The organism is Ignavibacteria bacterium (genome assembly GCA_041649015.1).
In the GTDB taxonomy this organism is placed as follows: Bacteria; Bacteroidota; Ignavibacteria; order Tepidaquicellales; family Tepidaquicellaceae; genus CAIKZJ01.
Genome location: JBAZNU010000002.1, coordinates 320,909 through 339,919, shown reverse-complemented (window position 1 = coordinate 339,919; position 19,011 = coordinate 320,909). Strand labels below are relative to the sequence as shown.

Here is a 19,011-nt window from a genome sequence, read left to right as displayed (position 1 = left end):
AACTTTGAAGTAATGTTATAATGGACGTTTCCACTACTAAGAAAAATATATCTGCAATCCTAATTGTATCTGCTCTCGGATACTTTGTCGATATTTATGACCTCATTCTATTCAGCATCGTCAGAATCACCTCTCTTAAATCTCTTGGCTTTAGCGGACATGAATTATTCGATTACGGTGTGCTCCTTATTAATATGCAAATGGGCGGTATGCTTATCGGCGGTATTATTTGGGGAATTCTCGGTGATAAAAAAGGAAGGATATCTGTTCTCTTTGGTTCGATATTTCTTTATTCAATCGCTAACATTACTAATGGATTCGTAACCGATTTACCGCAATATGCTGTCCTCAGATTCATCGCTGGTGTTGGTCTTGCAGGTGAACTCGGTGCAGGTATAACTTTAGTTTCGGAAGTCATGCCCAAAGAAACCCGCGGTTACGGGACTATGACTGTGGCAACTGTCGGTATTTTTGGAGCTGTGGTCGCTGCTCTCGTTGGTGATTTCTTCGACTGGCGTACGGCATATTTTATCGGTGGTGGAATGGGAATCGCTCTTCTTATTCTTCGTATTGGCGTTTACGAATCAGGTATGTATAGTGCTATTAAAAAATCCGATGTACTTAAAGGTGGATTCCATAAATTGTTTATAAATAAAAATAACTTAATTAAATACCTTCACTGCATTGCTGTGGGTCTTCCTATATGGTATATAGTTGGAGTTCTTATTACGTTCTCACCTGAATTTGCCAAAGCATTCGGTCTTAATGTTGAAATTCAGGCTGGCACTGCTGTAATGTATTGTTACATCGGACTCGCTGTCGGTGACCTCCTTAGCGGTGCTTTAAGCCAGTTTTTTAAATCACGGAAAAAGATTATTGGACTGTTCATAATACTCGAAGCTGTTTTCATAATCGTGTATCTGTTCCTTAATAAATTCGACTCAACATTCTTCTATTCCCTCTGCCTGATGCTCGGTGTTTCTGGCGGATACTGGGCTGTCTTCGTTACAAATGCCGCGGAACAGTTCGGTGTGAACATACGTGCAACAGTTACTACTACCGTTCCGAATTTTGTACGCGGTGCTGTTGTACCCGCAACTTTCCTGTTTCAGTACCTGACTCCCGGTATTGGAATTGTCTATTCAGCTCTGTTTGTTGGATTCGTAACTGTAATTATAGCTTTTATCTCAATGACAAAACTTCAGGAAACATTCGGCAAAGACCTGAACTATATTGAAGAACACTGAAATAATAATAATTAGAAAAGTACATCATTCTTGTTCTTCTTTACATCCTCATTATTTAAAATCTCTTTTACTCTAAACAATAAAAATTCTTTTCTTAGTGCTACTATCCGTAAAAACGTTTTATTGAAAACAATCTTATTACAAAAATAATAACGTTCTTTTATCTATACTTTTTCCCTGGATTAAATATTTTTATATGTTCTCTTTGCGGTCTTTGTTCTTCTCTGCGACCCTTGCGGTAATAAATTTCTATAGTTTGTTTTTCTATATTTTGTTTGTAGATTTATCTACGCCGTGTTCTGAGTGTTCTAATCGCTACTATCCGTAAAGACGTTGTAATAAAAGCAATCTATTACTAAAATAAAAACGCTTTTATCTTTACTTTTTCACCGAATAAAAAATTTCTACTGTTCTCTTTGCGGTCTTTGCTCTTCTCTGCGACCCTTGCGGTAATAAATTTCTATAGTTTGTTTTTCTATATTTTGTTTGTAGATTTATCTATGCCGTGGTCTAAGTGCCTTAGGGGTGAAATCTTTCCTTTTGTTTGTAGATTTATCTACAACGTGGTCTATGCAGCTTCGAATACGGGAAAACAAAACGTTTTCAGGCATTTTCTCGTTTACTTCTCGTAAATTTCTCGGTTATCTTTCGTTTAGCTTGTACTTCAGATTCGATTACAGCAGGCACAGCAGGCATAAACACATCAGAATTACGGTTTCTCCCTTTTAACCGGATAATCTCTTCTCTTCCTTAAATTACGACTTGCTTCTTAATTTAATATACCATATTTTAATAAGGCATAAATAATGAAGCATGGAAAACCAGATATTCGAACCAATAGAAGTCATAGCTTTCTTTCACGACCTGAAAATCGACATCATCAGGTTCAAGTGGAAGAATGACGTTTATAATATTTCAAGAGTTAATTCCCGTTGGAAGATTCCAAAGTCGGATTCATATGAATACCATTTCAGCGTTCTCTGCGACCGGCAAAAAGTCGTCTGCGAAATATCTTATGATATGAATAGCTTCAAATGGCAGCTTGTACAGTATGAATACTATCTTTAAATTCAGAAAACTCTCTTCTTCATCGCTAAATATTATTTTACTAAAGCCATCTTAATCGTCTCCGTATATCCTTCCGTAACCATCCTACAGAAATAAACTCCGCTCGGAAATCCCGAACCGTCCCAGACCGCCTGATATGTACCTGCCTGCATTCTCCCGCTCATAAGCGTTTCCACTTCCTGCCCCTTGATGTCATAAATTATCAGTCTGACATCGCTGACGACTGACAACGAAAATCGAACAAGTGTCCTCGGATTAAACGGATTCGGATAATTCTGTGATAATGAAAATCCTCTTGGTACTTCACCCGCATTATTTTGAATGAATACAAGCGTATTCCCGTTCATATCTGCTCTCTGGCAAAATACATCGTAATTGCTTATCCCGTTTCGCGTATCCTCAAAGCAGGTTACAAATCCGTTGTTTATTTCTGCCATTTGCGGTTTGTACTGATTTCCTGCCGCAATACTTATCGGTGCGTCATCAGCTCCCCATTTTAAAACTCCTGCCGAATCAATTCTCTGTCCGTATATATCATATGTCGATGTTCCTGCCCGCCTGTCATCCCATGTTATTATAGCTCCGTAATTTCCGTCTGTTATAATTGCAGGATTAATCTGCGATAAAACTGCATCGCATACATTCACTCCGTTTGCTGTCCATTTTGTGTTCACCGTGGAATCAATTCTCTGTGCGTAAATATCTATATTAAATGGAAATGCAGGTCCATTGCGGTAATCATACCACGTTATTATTGCACCGCCTTTCATATCCGGTGCTAACTCCGACCTGTACTGCTCAAAGTTGTCCACAACAAGTGCCGCTGATGTATCACTCCTTGGAAATGTTCCGTTCCACCTTACCCTTGCAGCATATATATCGTTAGAAATCGAATCTCTCCTGTCAGTCCATGCGACAAAAGCTCCCCCGTTGTCATCAGGCAATACATTTTGATATTGCTGTGTAAATCTCCTTACGCATAAAGGCAGCCCATTCGCCTGCCAGAGTGCATTACCCAATGAATTTACCTTCTGCATGTAAAGGTCTGTTTCATTCGTTATTGAATTTCTCGGGTCCCCCCATACTATGAAAAATCCATCATCACTCGTACGGCATACGCTTATATCTGATGGATTCCCCGGAGACTGACAAATGTAAATTCCCGTTCCCCAGAGATTCACTCCGTTGCTGTCAAGTCTGTTAACCTTTATCTCATAATCACTCGAAGATATCTCGCTCGAATAGTATGAATAAAAACATCCGCCGTTATTGTCATACGCAACCCGTGGAGTTGCCTGTCTGTTTCCATAAGCGGCAACAGAATACCCTGTATCACTCCACATTTTATTTCCGTACTTTGAAACTCTCTGTGCCTTTATTATTGTCGTCGTTGGACTTGGATTATCTTCCCATAAGATTATTATACCGCCCTTTCCGTCAGTGCAAATAGAATAATATCTTTCAAGTATCGGTTTCACAGCTATTGCCAGTCCGTTAGTATCTCCCCATTGCTTAAATCCAAATTTATCAAACCTCTGCGCATATATATCCCCGAATGATGAACTCGAACCCGTCCTGTTGTCCTGCCATACCATTATTACTCCGCCGTCATTATCCGAAATTATTTTGGGTGTTGCCTGATTATTTGGAGCTATTACGACAGAATTATTAAGCATGTTATTTGATATCCATTGAGCTTCAACTGTTGCAAATAACATTATTATAAATAAGGTAAATAATGCTTTTTTCATAATGTATATTATATTATTGTTTTCTGAATGATATTGTTGCTGATGCCTGTGCCTTAGGAAATACTGTCACTTGTGCTATATTTAAATTCTCATCACGGGTTGCCACAAACAGAACTACTTCTGCTATATCTTTGCCTGTTAACGGCTTTAACCCTTTATACGTCGATTTTGCCCGTTCTTTATCTCCGTGGTATCTGACTAAACTAAACTCTGTATTAACCAGTCCGGGATCTACAGTAGAGACTTTTATTCCCTTGTCTATCAAATCCACCCTAATTCCCTTCGTTATAAAATCAACCGCTGATTTTGAAGCGCAATATACATTACCTTCGGGATATATTTCGCGTCCTGCAATCGAACCGATGTTTATTATGTGCCCTCCTCTGTTCTTAATCATTAAAGGCAATACGCATTTTGTAACGTATAGCAGCCCCTTCACATTTGTATCAAGCATTTCCTCCCAGTCCGAAAGAACCCCATCTTGTATTTTATTCAGCCCTCGCGAAAGTCCCGCATTGTTAACGAGTATTTCTATCTTTTTCCATTCCTTCGGGAGTATATCTATTGCCTCTTTTACGTCAGCGTAATTTCTCACGTCCAGCTCAAAAGCAAAAACCTTTACTTTGTACTTTCTGTGGAGTTCATTCGCTGTTTTTTCTAACCTGTCACCTCTCCTTCCGCAGATTAATACATTTGCACCGAGTTTTGCAAAATCCTCAGCACATGCTTTGCCGATTCCGCTCGTCGCTCCCGTTATAAATACTACTTTGTTCTTCAAGTTCTTCATATTCTTATTATTAAGTTTTATATAAAATATTAATTAAGTAATTTTATAAAAAGGAATAAATAATTAATTAACAACTTTCTTTGCTCATGATTAATAAGACTAAAATAATTTGTACCATCGGTCCATCGTCTTCAAGCGTTAAAATTCTAACATCCTTGATTAAAAAAGGTATGGACGTGGCTAGACTTAATTTTTCGCACGGTGATAGAAAGACCCACCTTGATTATATTAACAATATTCGTAAAGCATCAAAACTGGCAAATGCATTCGTCCCCGTAATGCAGGATTTGCAGGGACCTAAAATCCGCGTCGGTAATATAGAAAATAAATCAATTAAACTCATATCTGGGAAAAAGATAATCATAACCGATAAGAATATTATTGGAAATGATAAGCGTATTTCAACCACATATAAACATTTTATAAATGATATCAAAAAGGGCGAATATATTCTATTGGACGATGGTCTCCTCAAGCTGCGTGTTTTATCTAAATCTGATTTTGAAGCCGAATGTATAATCTTAAAAGGCGGAATCCTGAAAGAGCATAAAGGAATTAATCTTCCCGATACCTCCCTATCCCTTCCTTCTTTAACAAAGAAAGATATTGAAGATTTAACGTTCGGACTGAAACATAATGTTGACGCTGTCGCCCTTAGCTTTGTCAGAAAAGCTGAAGATATTTTTAAATTACGAAATCTTTTTTCTAAACACGGTAAGTCTGTTCCTATAGTGGCAAAAATTGAAAGACCCGAAGCTATAGAACACATCGATGAAATCATCGATGCCGCTGACGTTATTATGGTAGCGCGCGGTGATATGGGCGTCGAAATATCTCCCGAAGACGTTCCGATTCTTCAAAAAATGATAATTAAAAAGTGTAATTTTAAAAATAAACCTGTAATTACTGCTACACAAATGCTCGAAAGCATGACTACCAGTAGAATTCCTACACGCGCAGAAACTACGGACGTCGCCAATTCTATTCTGGATGGTACGGATTGCGTTATGCTTTCAGGAGAAACATCTGTAGGTGTTGACCCAGAAAACGTAGTGCAGACTATGGAAAAGATTATTTGTAAAATTGAAAACTATAGAAAACCTTTTATAAATATTAAGCAGCCATCCGAAAATGAATTGCACTCAATTTGTAAAAGTGCTGTCACACTTGCAAATGAAATTAAAGCAAAAGCAATCATTACTTACTCAAAAACAGGAAATTCACCTAAATATCTTTCTGCATTTAGAGTTAATACAGATATTATTTGCATTACAGAAAACAATTTCATAAATGTTCTTAATCATTTCCGCTGGGGCGTTTTCACTTTAAAAATAAATAAATCAATGTCTGATAGGGATGTTACTAAGTTACTAATTGAAACAATCTCAAAATTAAGAATTATTAAATCTAAAGATAAAGTTGTTATTTTAATGTCCTCCGGGAAAAGTATGTATAAATCAGCTGATACAATTAGAATTTTTGTTCGTTAATTAGTTTCTCATATTTTTCGTTTTTATCTCTTGATTTTTCAATGTCTTTTTTATATATTATCAGCAGGTTATTATAATAATTATATTATCAAAGTTATTTGATTATTATTTAAATTAGCTTTGATTATGTAAATTAGTTTAAAATCGCTTTAACCTCAAATAACCTTCCAAAATGTCATCTAATGCGTATCAAATGCGTTTATAATCCGTTTCAAATGCGTTTCTTATGCGTGGTTAATACTAACACAGCAGAAACACTTCAGGAACCTTCCATTAAAACCGAATATAAAAGCTAATTATGGAAAAATAGTTCTAAAAAGGTCTTGACAAATCAATTCATTCTTATTATTTTAGCACTATTATTTAGCGAGTGCTAATATAAGTGTGTAAATCATTAATTAACAGTAATTTAAATCAATAGAAAGGATTCACAAATGAGTAAAATAAACATTAAACCCTTAGCTGATAGGGTTGTTGTTTTGCCTTCAAAAGCTGAAGAAAAAACTGCTTCAGGTATCATTATTCCCGATACCGCAAAGGAAAAACCAATGCAGGGTGTTATTGTTGCAGTCGGTAAAGGTAGAGTTGCCGATGACGGTAAAGTCACTGCACTCGAAGTTAAAGTTGGAGATAAAATTCTCTATGGCAAATATTCCGGTACCGAAGTTACTATCGATAACGAGGAATATTTAATCATGAGAGAGTCAGACATTTATGCAATTATCTAAATTAAATTAAAAAAAGGAGTTAAAAAATATTATGGCAGCAAAAATAATTAGTTTTGATACAGAAGCAAGGTCTGCCCTTTTAAAGGGTGTTGATAAACTTGCTAATGCAGTTAAGGTTACCTTAGGTCCAAAAGGACGTAACGTAATCATCGACAAAAAGTTCGGCGCACCAACAGTCACTAAAGACGGTGTTACTGTCGCAAAGGAAATCGAACTTGAAGACCCTATCGAAAACATGGGTGCACAAATGGTTAAAGAAGTTGCTTCTAAGACTTCAGACATAGCAGGTGACGGTACTACTACAGCAACAGTTCTTGCTCAGTCTCTCTTCAAAGAAGGCTTGAAAAACGTTACTGGCGGTGCGAACCCTATGGACTTAAAAAGAGGTATTGATTTCGCAGTTGAAGAATTAGTAAAAGGTCTTAAAGAATTGTCTCAGCCTATCAAAGAGAATAAAGAAATAGCACAGGTTGGTTCAATATCTGCTAATAACGACCCTACAATAGGAAAGCTTATCGCCGATGCTATGGATAAAGTCGGAAAAGACGGCGTAATCACTGTTGAAGAAGCTAAAGGTACCGATACAAACCTCGACGTAGTTGAAGGTATGCAGTTCGACAGAGGTTACCTTTCACCTTACTTCGTTACAAACGCTGATAATATGGAAGCTGAACTCGAAGACCCGCTCATTTTAATACACGACAAGAAGATTTCTACCATGAAAGACCTTCTCCCGATACTTGAGAAAGTTGCTCAGCAAGGCAGAAGCCTCCTGATTATCGCAGAGGACCTTGAAGGTGAAGCTCTTGCAACTTTAGTTGTAAACAAATTAAGAGGTACATTAAAGATTGCAGCAGTTAAAGCTCCGGGCTTTGGCGATAGAAGAAAAGCTATGCTCGAAGATATCGCAATCTTAACAAACGGTACTGTTATCTCCGAAGAACAGGGTTATAAACTCGAAAACGCTACAGTATCTTACCTCGGTACTGCAAAGAGAGTCGTTATTGATAAAGATAACACTACAATCGTTGAAGGAGCAGGAAAGAATGAAGATATTAAGAAGAGAATCAATGAAATAAAAGCTCAGATTGAAAAAACTACATCAGATTACGATAAAGAAAAGTTACAGGAAAGACTCGCAAAACTTTCTGGCGGTGTTGCAGTTCTGAAAATTGGTGCTGCTACAGAAGTTGAAATGAAAGAAAAGAAAGCAAGAGTCGAAGACGCACTTCATGCAACAAGAGCCGCAGTCGAAGAAGGTATCGTCCCCGGCGGTGGTGTAGCTCTCTTAAGAGTTACAAATAAACTCGATAAGATTAAAAACACCAATCAGGATATTATGCTCGGTGTAAATATCGTAAGAAGAGCAATTGAAGAACCTATCAGACAGATAGTATTCAACGCAGGCGAAGAAGGTTCAGTCATCGTGAACAAGGTTAAAGAAGGAAAAGGCGGATATGGTTACAACGCAGCAACAGAAGAATACGAAGACCTCGTAAAAGCTGGTGTCATCGACCCGACTAAGGTCACAAGAGTAGCACTTGAAAACGCAGCATCTGTCGCAGCTTTACTCTTAATGACCGAAGCTACTGTATGCGAGAAACCCGAAAAGGAAAAAATGCCTATGATGCCTCCTGGAGGTGGAATGGGTGATATGGGCGGAATGTATTAATCCGAACATTTATTTATAATAAAAGCCGTTGGACAAATATCCAACGGCTTTTTTATTTTCGCGCTTTTAATAATTTATAAGAGTGTTCCTGTCAGTAAAAGTGTGGCAATAGAGAAGTATATGAGCAATCCTGATACGTCAACAAGTGTCGCAACAAAAGGTGCCGATGATGTTGCAGGATCTAATCCTAACCTTCTAAGTATAAAAGGCAGCATTGAACCCGATAAAGTTCCTAATAAGACTACACCTACTAGAGTAAATGCTAAGGTCAATCCTATTAAAACCCAATGCTCACCATAAATATTAGAAATTGAATTCCAAATTAATATCCTTGTAAATCCTATCACACCCAATATACTCCCAAGTAAAAACCCTGATAATACCTCACGTCGCATTACTTTCCACCAGTCCGCAAGTGAGATTTCTCCCAATGCCATAGCACGTATCGTCAATGTTGCTGCCTGTGAACCCGAGTTACCGCCGCTTGAAATTATGAGAGGTATAAACATTGCAAGTACTACTGCTTTTGCTATTTCATGTTCAAAAAATGCCATTGCTGTCGCTGTAAGCATTTCGCCCAAAAATAATATTATTAACCATCCTGCTCTTTTTCGTACCATTTCCATTAGAGGTGCCGATATATAAGGATCATCAAGAGCTTCCATACCGCCGAATTTCTGTATGTCCTCAGTCGCTTCTTCTTCAATAACGTCAATAACGTCATCTGCCGTTACTATTCCGACAAGGTAATTTTCATAATTGACTACTGGAAGAACATAAAGGTCATATTCCTTAAACATCTCTATTGCAAGTTCCTGATTATCCGTGACTTTTATGCTCACGTATGTTTCATTCATTAATTCTTCTACCTTCGTTTCCGGTTTTGCGAGTAATATTTCCTTGAGCGTTATTTCATCAAGTAGTTTTCCGCTTTCATCCGTTACAAATATTGTATCAATGTATTCAACTTTGTCCCCTACTTCGCGAAGATGATTCATAACACTGGCGATATTCCAACCTGATTTAATTGATATGAAATCAGGTGTCATGATACGGCCTACACTTTCTTCGGGATATCCGAGAAGTTTGACTGCTATCGATTTTTCTTCAGGTGAAAGTAAACGGATAAGTTTCTTTACAACAGGTCCCGGTAAATCTTCAAGGAGTTCCGTTCTGTCGTCAGGTGACATCTCATTCAGTATTTCTGCTACTTCCTCCTGACCTAGCGATTTCAACAGAGCTTCCTGTATGTCAAATTCCAGGTATTCAAAAGTCTTCGCTGAATTATCCTTCGGAAGTATTCTGAACACTATTCCCCTGTCTTTTTCGGGAATATCTGAAATCACATCAGCTACCTCGGATGGATGCATATCAGAAAATATCTCTCTGAGTGTCATCCAGTTGCGGCTTTCAATTAATTGCTCTATTTCAGGTTGAATTAATTTACCGATCATCTCATTTGTTTCTTTAAAATATTATAAAATAAAAAGGCACGCTTTATACGAATAAAACGTGCCCGTAAATAAAAACTATTATTAGATTCTATTTCACTAACAGCATTTTATTCTGTGCTTTAAAATCACCTGCACTTAATTGATAAAAATATATTCCCGAAGAAAATCCTGTCGCATCAAACCTTGCCTTATAACTTCCCGCTGCCTGAACCTGATTTACAAGTTCTTTGACCATCCTTCCGTTAATATCATATATTCTGAGCTTAACAATCGATGACATCGGTAAATCATATTTTATCTCTGTCGATGGATTAAACGGATTCGGATAATTATTAAACAGTTTATATTCCTTTGGCATATCAGTTCCTATTCCGCTTATTGAAGTTGTACCTACTACGAACTGAAAAAACTCAGCAGGTGGTGTCGCTCCCGGGGGATTTATTCCGCTTCCTCCTTGTGGGTACGTTGATATTTTTGCTGTGGGTAAAGCTATGTCCTGAGCCGCAAAATAATACTGAACTGCGGTACCAAGTACACTTCCCGGTATTTGAAAATAAAACGTGTCAAGATTTGATGAGGTTTTATTCACAAAACTCCATGAACTCCATCCGCTCCCTGTATTCTTTCTGTAATATAGTCGAGGTGCTTCGTTAGCCCATTGTCTTATTATTCCATTATCAAACATTCTTGCTTTAAAAGACAAAGCGCCTGTATTAGTTGTTGATGTAAAAGGTTGTGTATGCAGTATCGTCGGTAGTTCGTTATCCATTTTCCTTACAGAATCAACCGATTTTTCAGCATTAATGGTACCCCATCCTATCTGGTTATTAGGACTTGCAGTATTGCTTGCAAACTTTCTCATAATATCTCTAACTTGTATTGGAGTAATGTTTTTATTTGCAGAAAGCATCATCGCTCCAACACCGGCTGCCATAGGACATGCCCATGATGTACCGCTGCCAAATGTTGAATATCCTGAACTTGTCGCTACCTGATTCCCTGAGCCGCGAGTCATTATATCTGGCTTTATTCGCGGTGGATTGTCGGTTGTCGGTCCTACTGAACTGTATGATGCTCTAACTCCGGAACTATTTAGTGCACCTACTGTTATCACGCTGTCACCGTCTGCTGGAGCACCTAATGTGTTATGTACATCTTCATAATTGTTACCTGCTGAATTAAACACTGCAATCCCTTTATAAACAGCCAGATCTGCAGCATTCGTTATAAGAGCTGTATGTCCGTTCATATCTTGCCATGTAAGACTTGTATATGGTGAATCAAACTCAAGATAGCCTAATGAACTTGTTATAACATCTACTCCAAGACTGTCAACCCATTGTGCAGCTGCTGCCCAGTGGTCCATTTCTAAAGGTGTTTCCCCTGGATCAACCTCTGTTCTGCACAGTACGTATATCGAAGCAAAAGCAGGACTGATTAATGAACCTGGTTTGTATCCGCCTACTAACGATAATGTCGCCTGTCCGTGTGAATGTGACGCAAGTGTTACTGTATCCCCTGTATGAAAATCTTTCTTCTTCCAGATTTTCATCGGGTATGTGGTAAATGCCTCATGGTTTAAATTCTGATAACCTGCATCAAAGTTTGCTACCGTAATTCCCTGTCCGTATATTCCTTGGTTATGTACTCTGTTTACTTTTATTAGTGAATCCTGATTTAAACTAGATCCGTAATTTAATGAATCAAGCAAAGGTGAATCAGATTCATAAATTGGTACGTTTACTGTTGTCATCTCATCATTTTCTTGTACTTTTCTGTACCTTTCAACAAGCTCAATTTTTTCAACAAATTCGAGTGCAGCTATATCAAGCACCTGCGATTTTGACGCTTCAACGGAAATGCAATTAAACCACTTTAACTGGTGTCTTACATTTATCGTCTTTGCTGCAACTTGGTTTACGTATGGATTGTAAACTGGTACGTCTGTTATATCTACTAACTTATTCTGTGGTAATACTTTCTTTCTCCTCTCAAGTGACTTTTCTGATACGAGTAGAAGCGGATCATTCAGCAGTTGCTCTGCATTTGGTCCCTTATCTTTAAAATATACATAAACAATGAGTTTATCCTCATTTGAATAATCTAAAGCATTCTTAACAGAATCCGAGATCTTCGAATATTCGGTTTTTGTTCCTAATGTAATAATAATTACAATAACTGCTGTAAATAGAATAGATATTAATTTCTTCATTTTTATTAAACTTAATGTTGCTAAATTACTTAATTATATCATAAATTTATATACATTAACAACTATTATAAAATTTTAATTTCAACTTAATTAATTCAAATGAATACTTTTAAAGAAGTAGATTTTGCAGTGACTTTATGCTCAAAAGAAGGCATAATAACTTACATGAATGATAAAGCCGTGCGTACTTTTGAAAGAGATGGAGGATTGAAACTCATTGGTACTAATGTCCTCGATTGTCATCCCGAACCCTCCAAATCACTCCTCGCAAAAATGCTTGAAAACGAAATGAAAAATGTTTACACAATCGAAAAAAACGGGGTTAAAAAGTTGATCTACCAAACACCCATTTATGAGAACGGCGTTTATTCAGGATTTGCTGAATTGTCTTTGGAACTCCCTGAACACATGGAGAATTTCATTCGGAACTCATAGATAAAAAAGAAAACGCAACTATTTGGGGATATTTTAGTATAATAATTAAGGAAACTGTATAAATTATGTCATTTATTTTTATAATTATATTATGAATTTTCTGGAAAAATTAAACAAATAATGGACGAATTTTCAATAACAGATAAGAAACAGGAAGACATTGCAATTATTTCCTTGAATGGATTTCTTGATGCGCATACTTCAAACATACTGGAAAAAAAGTTCGAGGAGCTGTTATCTTCCGGAAACTTTAAAATTGTAGTTGATTTTTCCGCTCTTACGTACATTAGCAGTGCGGGATTAGGAGTTTTTATGGCTTACATTGAAAATATGAGAAATAACGGCGGTGATATTAAACTTTGCAGTATGAGTGACAAGATTTTTAACATTTTCGATATGCTGGGTTTTCCTGTGCTTTTCAACATTACAAAAAACGAAAATGAAGCTGTTACAAAATTTAATCAAGCTGATTAGTCTTGTGGACAAGAATGATAAAATAACGATTACCAGTTCAACTAAGAACCTTCATCTGGTGAGACAGTTTATTGAGAAAAAAGGCGAGTCTCTTAAAATTGACCCTAAAGTTCTCAACCAGATTCTTGTCTCCGTCGATGAAGCTTGCACTAACATTATCAAACATAATTATAAATATAATGAGAACAATTTTATTGATGTCGAAACCAATGTTAAAGACAAACAATTTATTGTTACCCTGATATACAAAGGTGATTCATTTGATCCTACAAAGAAAATCAACCCGGATATGAAAGAATATTTTGCAAAGTATAAAGTGGGAGGTCTCGGGATACCACTAATGAAGAAATCGATGGACAAAATTGAATTCTACCACAAAGAACCCAACTTGAACTCTCTCGTACTTGTAAAAGTGATTTAGTAATTCCTTTATTTTTACATTCCTTTATTTCATATTTACTGAAATATTCTATCAATGGATAACTTAACCAATAAACAGCTTGAATTAAATTCGCTGATTGAATTCTCACAGCTGATAAACACTAATCTCAATCTTGAGTTTATTCTCGGAAATATTCTTCTGAGTATTATGGGAAAAATGATGATTACAAAAGGTTCGGTTTTAATTAAATGCGAAACCCCGGATTGTGATGATAAAACGTTTTATGTCAAAGCAGTAAAAGGAATCAGTACAAACACTGTTGGTAATAGATTGTCGTTCGAAATTCCCAAAGATCCCGAATTCGATATTAAAGATGTTCCGAATGTTGATTTCTTCGTCAGCAACAAACTTAAGTTTTTCTATAAAATATATTTTATTGAGAAACTTCTTGGAATTTTATGCCTCGGTAAAAAACTTACAAATGAAGAACTGACTAAACATGAGAATATTTTTATTCAAACATTATTGAACCTATCTTCCCCTACTATAGAAAACTCCATTCGGTTTGAAGAAATAAAACTGCTCAACAGGAATATGAGCACACAAATCCAGCACCTGCGCTCACTGTTTGAACTTAGCAAAGAATTTAACTCAAATTTTCAGGACAGGGACAGTATAATAAAACTTCTTAAATATTCACTTCTCGGTAATTTCGGTATTAAAGATTACGTGTGGATTGCAAAAGATAAAGATTATGGTTATAAAATTGTTGAGTCATCTGTTAATGTAAATCCTGATACTGTCCTTCTTGAAGAACTCGATATCTTTATCGAACCCGAGATAGTTGAAGTTAATAGCGATATACCAATGAAAAGAAGGCTGTTTGAAGAAGGCTTTAGGCTTATTATCCCAATTAAAACAAACAATGTTGTTGAAACAATTGTACTTCTTGGTGCTAAACTAAATAAATCTCCTTTCGTGTTAAGTGATATACAGTTTCTCGAATCACTTATAAACCTTTCGGTTATTTCCCTTGATAATACTGTCCTGTTCAATGAGTTTCTTAAAAAACAGAAAATTGAAAGTGAGTTGAACGTTGCAAGGGAAATACAGGTTGCTATGCTCCCGAAAGAAATCCCGCAGATAAAAGGGTATACCGTATCAGGCTGCAATATTCCCGCGCTTCACGTTGGCGGTGATTACTACGATATAATAAAAGTCGATGAAGATAAGTTTATTCTCGTGATTGCTGACGTATCAGGTAAAGGTACCCCCGCATCATTGCTGATGGCAAACATTCAATCCGCAGTTCATTCTTTTCTTAAATTCTATGACGAAGATTTCAAACTTGAACTTGCTACTCAAAAGATAAATGAACTCATTTTCGCAAACACCAATTCTGAAAAGTTTATTACTTTCTTCTGGGGAATACTCGATGTTAGTTCAGGTTCATTCACATACGTAAACGCAGGTCATAATCCTCCGGTCCTGATTAAAAATGATAATGTTGTAAATCTTGATAAAGGTGGACTTATGCTGGGAGTTGTTGATTGTGGTATGAATTATTCCTTCGAAAATGTAAGGATTGATTCAAATGATGTTCTGGTTCTTTATACTGACGGTGTTTCGGAAGCAAGAAATACCGCAAAAGAAGAGTATGGTGAAGAACGTATAATTTCTGTAGTAAAGAAATTTAGGAATAACTCTTCTGAAGAGATACAGAATTTACTTCTTGACGATATTAAGCTTTTCACTAATGGTGAAAATCAGTACGACGACATTACAATGATATTTCTTAAAAAGAACTGATTCTTATTACTTAAACCTTACTTGTTCTTTATTTGTAACGTACATTTTATACCTGCGATCCCTATCTTCAATCCTACCCGTGCAATAGAAATAATTACTTTCCATTCTCTTAACATCTATTGCATTATACACTTCTACATCTTTATAATCTATAAGAATGTCAAGCGAAACTTTCTTTGAGATTGAATTTCTCAGTAAGTAAGGAAACCTATCAATATTGACTTCACCTATGTTTCCGAAAACAGTAACTTCTTTACCTACAGCATCCTTCAGCCTCTTTTGAGCATCACCGTTCAGCAGATTAATGACACTCAAATCATTCCCATAATTTGAATAAAAGTACACAATCTCTTCTGCTCGTTCATTCCACCATTTAATTCGTTCTTCATAATCAGGATAGCATTTGCTGGATGGATTCCAAATCCCGAGTCTGTTTGCCTTTGCATATTCCTGTGCTTCCACAAACTCCCTGTGGAATCTGCCGCTGTTTCCGTATTTGTTGAAATATGGACTATACCCCTGCTTGACGCATTCCAGCGCATAATTAACATACTTCCCGTTCTTTTCTGCCATCAGATATACAAGATACCTTCCGAACATATCTTCACCCCTTAGTGTGTCATCCTTTTCAATCCTAACTCGTGTTACATTTTTAAAAAATTCTTTAGCCCATTCAGTCGTCTGCATTCCGAATGGAGATTCGAGTTTAATTGGATATTCTGATTTCTTTTCCTGTTTCTGCTCATAATAATGCTCGAGCCACTTGTCTGCAATTTGTTTTATCTTTTCATCTGAGTCCTTACCTTTGAATGTTTCTTCAGTATCTATAAAAAGAAGGCGTGTAGGTTTTGTTAAGTTCTTAAACCTGAATGTATCACCGTCAGTAACCTTTGTTATCTCATCCTCAGCAATAATATAAATCGAATCGTTTTGCTTTTGTGCAAATGAAAACTCTGAAATTAGAAAAACTAATACAGTTAATAAATATATTCTTCCTTTTATCTTCATATCATTTTTGTTTAATAAAAAACTCCTAAATATTGATATTTAGGAGTTATAATAATAATTCTATCTTATTAATTCCGCTTAATACTTTGTTCCTTCGCTGACGAATGGAAGAAAAGCGAGATGCCTTGCTCTTTTTACAGCTGTCGTTAGCTTTCTCTGCATTTTAGCTGGAGAACCCGTAATTCTCGCAGGAAGCAGCTTACCTTGTTCATTTAAGAATCTCGTCAGCAGCTTGACATCGCGGAAGTCAATAAAACTTTCGATTCCCCTCTCTTTAAAAGGGTCTCTCCTCTTTGCTGCTGCTTGTTTTTTCGCTGCAAGCTGTTGAGTAAGTTTGTAATTGCTTTTCGCTTTTACTTTTTTCATATATAAATAATGTTTATAAAAGTTTAATATACCAATTTTATACCCTTTTTTCAATTACCTTTTTTATAAGTCTTAGAGCTTTTCTTGATTGATAAAATAGAGTATTATTCAATATAAATTCAATTTTTAAAGAATTATATTGCAATATCCTCGAATTTTAAATTTTAAACTTATGGTTAATAAAACATTTTACTTTGCTCTAATTTTAACTATTGTATTAATGACAATTAATAATAACATCTTTAGTCAGACCGATAAGAAGATACCTGACTATTCTATGACAGAAAGAAAAGATATTCCCGTGGAATTCACTTGGAAAATCGAAGACCTTTATACAAATGATGAAGCTTGGAAATCTGATAAAGATGCCGCTGTCGATATGATTTCAAAGGTTGATGCTTTACAGAAAAACTGGACAGAATCTTCTTCAAACATGCTTACCATGCTTGAATTAATCTCTGATATTAATAAGAAATCCGGTGTTCTATACGCTTATGCTTCTCACCAGAGTGCTGCTGATATTGGAGATACAAAATTTCAGAAAATGGAAGGCGAACTTCAATCCATTTTTGTAAACTATTATGCAAAGTTAGCATTTATAAACCCTGATATCATTGCCCTCGGTAAAGATAAGCTTGATACATATATTTCTCAGGAGCCAAAGTTGAAACCTTACAGTTTTATGCTTTATGATATCTTAAGAAGTAAAGATCACATCCTTCCCGAAGAACAGCAAAAAATAGTTTCCATGACTGGCTTATTCTCAGGTATCCCGAGCAAAACTGCTAATATGCTGAATGATATGGAACTGCCCTCTGTCGATGTAAAGCTCTCAGACGGAACTAAAGTGACTTTGAATTATGCGAATTATGTTAAATTCCGCGGTGACAAAGACCCTGCTAATAGAAGCCTTGTAATGAGAGAATTCTGGAATAACATGAAGAACTTCGAAAATACGTTCTCAATTCTTCAAGACGGTGCAGTTAAAAACCATCTCTTTAACGCTAAAGTTACGAAATTTGAAAACTGCCTTGATGCAAAATTGTTTAACGATAATATCCCAAGAGAAGTTTACACAAACCTTATTAAATCAGTTAAGGATAACCTTGATCCTCTGCACAGATATTTAAAACTCAAGCAGAAACTTCTTAAGCTCGATAAATATAGATATGAAGATATCTACGCATCCGCAGTCCCATCAGTCGAAAAGATTTATACATTTAAGGATGGTGAAAATCTTATTAAAGAATCTATGAAACCGCTGGGCGACGAGTATCAATCAACTCTCGATGAAGCTTACAAAAACAGATGGATGGATATTTATCCCAATAAAAATAAAGAAAGCGGTGCATATTCAGGAGGTGTTTATGGTGTGCATCCATACGTTAAGTTGAACTATAACGGCGAATACGAATCAGTTTCTACTGTAGCTCACGAACTTGGACATGCAATGCATTCATATTTATCCAATAAATATCAGCCTTTTGTGACTTCTGATTACACCATTTTTCTAGCCGAAATTGCTTCCACTTTTAACGAGAATATGCTTATGGAGTATATGTTGAAAAATGAAACTGATGATATGTATAAACTATTTATACTCGATGCTTATCTGGATCAGGTAAGAGGTACATTATACAGACAAACCTTATTTGCTGATTTTGAACTTGCAATGCACGAGAAAGTTGAGGAAGGAAAAACTCTTACTGCCGATTGGTTGAATGAAAAATATTTAAGCCTTACCCGTGAATATTATGGACACTATAAAGGTGTTACACAGGTTGATGATTATATTCAGAGAGAATGGAGTCGAATCCCGCATTTCTTCTATAATTTTTATGTGTTTCAGTATAGTACAGGAATAATATCTTCAATGGCTCTCGCTGAAATGGTGTTGAATGGTGGTGAAAAAGAACGCGATGCTTACATTAATATGCTGAAATCAGGCGGAAAAGATTTCTCAATCAACATTCTTAAGGAAGCCGGTGTTGATATGACTACAAAAGAACCCTATGAAAAAGCATTTAAAAGATTTGATTATCTCGTTTCAGAAATGGAAAAAATTATGGCTCGTCTCAATAAATAATTTCAATTAAAATCATTATTAAAAAACAGGAGTTAAATAAAT

The 19,011-nt window shown here is 36.1% G+C and carries 16 protein-coding genes; 10 read left to right on the top strand and 6 right to left on the bottom strand.

Annotated elements, in window-relative coordinates:
* Positions 1-20 precede the first annotated feature (20 nt).
* On the top strand, positions 21-1,247 hold the full coding sequence (locus WC644_04595) for an MFS transporter (GenBank protein MFA5011214.1): 1,227 nt from the start codon (positions 21-23) through the stop codon (positions 1,245-1,247).
* 813 nt (positions 1,248-2,060) lie between these two features.
* Positions 2,061-2,315 (top strand): hypothetical protein, encoded by a 255-nt coding sequence (locus tag WC644_04590; GenBank protein MFA5011213.1) that lies wholly within the window; start codon positions 2,061-2,063, stop codon positions 2,313-2,315.
* A 32-nt stretch (positions 2,316-2,347) separates the two neighbouring features.
* Here WC644_04590 and WC644_04585 read toward each other — a convergent pair whose 3' ends face one another.
* A complete protein-coding gene (locus WC644_04585; GenBank protein MFA5011212.1) occupies positions 2,348-4,066 on the bottom strand; it encodes a T9SS type A sorting domain-containing protein in 1,719 nt (572 codons plus the stop codon).
* Between the two features lie 13 nt (positions 4,067-4,079).
* Entirely contained in the window at positions 4,080-4,853 is a 774-nt protein-coding gene (locus tag WC644_04580) for an SDR family NAD(P)-dependent oxidoreductase (protein ID MFA5011211.1), read from the bottom strand.
* Between the two features lie 86 nt (positions 4,854-4,939).
* On the opposite strand from WC644_04580, the gene pyk reads away from it, so the two are divergent.
* The 3 genes from pyk to groL all read left to right on the top strand — a co-directional run bounded on the left by pyk (position 4,940) and on the right by groL (position 8,743).
* Entirely contained in the window at positions 4,940-6,343 is a 1,404-nt protein-coding gene (gene pyk / locus WC644_04575; GenBank protein MFA5011210.1) for a pyruvate kinase, read from the top strand.
* Between the two features lie 443 nt (positions 6,344-6,786).
* Positions 6,787-7,071 carry a co-chaperone GroES gene (gene groES / locus WC644_04570; GenBank protein ID MFA5011209.1) on the top strand — a complete coding sequence of 95 codons (285 nt, stop codon included), beginning with the start codon at positions 6,787-6,789 and terminating at the stop codon, positions 7,069-7,071.
* A 31-nt stretch (positions 7,072-7,102) separates the two neighbouring features.
* Positions 7,103-8,743, top strand: a complete 1,641-nt coding sequence (groL, locus tag WC644_04565; protein ID MFA5011208.1) for a chaperonin GroEL — start codon at positions 7,103-7,105, stop codon at positions 8,741-8,743.
* Positions 8,744-8,817: 74 nt separating this feature from the next.
* Here groL and mgtE read toward each other — a convergent pair whose 3' ends face one another.
* Together mgtE and WC644_04555 are read right to left on the bottom strand one after the other, a co-directional pair.
* Positions 8,818-10,197 carry a magnesium transporter gene (gene mgtE / locus WC644_04560; GenBank protein MFA5011207.1) on the bottom strand — a complete coding sequence of 460 codons (1,380 nt, stop codon included), beginning with the start codon at positions 10,195-10,197 and terminating at the stop codon, positions 8,818-8,820.
* 88 nt (positions 10,198-10,285) lie between these two features.
* Positions 10,286-12,409, bottom strand: coding sequence for a S8 family serine peptidase (locus tag WC644_04555; protein MFA5011206.1), 2,124 nt, complete (start codon positions 12,407-12,409; stop codon positions 10,286-10,288).
* Between the two features lie 99 nt (positions 12,410-12,508).
* Between WC644_04555 and WC644_04550 the strand changes: the two genes are divergently transcribed.
* From WC644_04550 to WC644_04535, 4 genes are all read left to right on the top strand, one after another.
* On the top strand, positions 12,509-12,844 hold the full coding sequence (locus WC644_04550; protein MFA5011205.1) for a diguanylate cyclase: 336 nt from the start codon (positions 12,509-12,511) through the stop codon (positions 12,842-12,844).
* Positions 12,845-12,964: 120 nt separating this feature from the next.
* Complete coding sequence (locus tag WC644_04545; GenBank protein MFA5011204.1) at positions 12,965-13,318, top strand: STAS domain-containing protein; 354 nt, start codon at positions 12,965-12,967, stop codon at positions 13,316-13,318.
* The gene (locus WC644_04540) at positions 13,284-13,739 is read left to right on the top strand and encodes an ATP-binding protein (protein ID MFA5011203.1); all 456 of its coding nucleotides are present in this window, start codon (positions 13,284-13,286) and stop codon (positions 13,737-13,739) included. The genes WC644_04545 and WC644_04540 overlap by 35 nt, the downstream gene beginning before the upstream one ends.
* Positions 13,740-13,793: 54 nt before the next feature.
* Positions 13,794-15,509 (top strand): PP2C family protein-serine/threonine phosphatase, encoded by a 1,716-nt coding sequence (locus WC644_04535; protein MFA5011202.1) that lies wholly within the window; start codon positions 13,794-13,796, stop codon positions 15,507-15,509.
* A gap of 6 nt (positions 15,510-15,515) precedes the next feature.
* Here the strand turns inward: WC644_04535 and WC644_04530 are convergent, their stop codons facing one another.
* A complete protein-coding gene (locus tag WC644_04530; protein ID MFA5011201.1) occupies positions 15,516-16,517 on the bottom strand; it encodes a thermonuclease family protein in 1,002 nt (333 codons plus the stop codon).
* Positions 16,518-16,595: 78 nt separating this feature from the next.
* Positions 16,596-16,883, bottom strand: a complete 288-nt coding sequence (rpsR, locus tag WC644_04525) for a 30S ribosomal protein S18 (protein ID MFA5011200.1) — start codon at positions 16,881-16,883, stop codon at positions 16,596-16,598.
* Positions 16,884-17,103: 220 nt separating this feature from the next.
* Between rpsR and pepF the strand changes: the two genes are divergently transcribed.
* Positions 17,104-18,969 (top strand): oligoendopeptidase F, encoded by a 1,866-nt coding sequence (gene pepF / locus WC644_04520; protein MFA5011199.1) that lies wholly within the window; start codon positions 17,104-17,106, stop codon positions 18,967-18,969.
* Positions 18,970-19,011 lie beyond the last annotated feature (42 nt).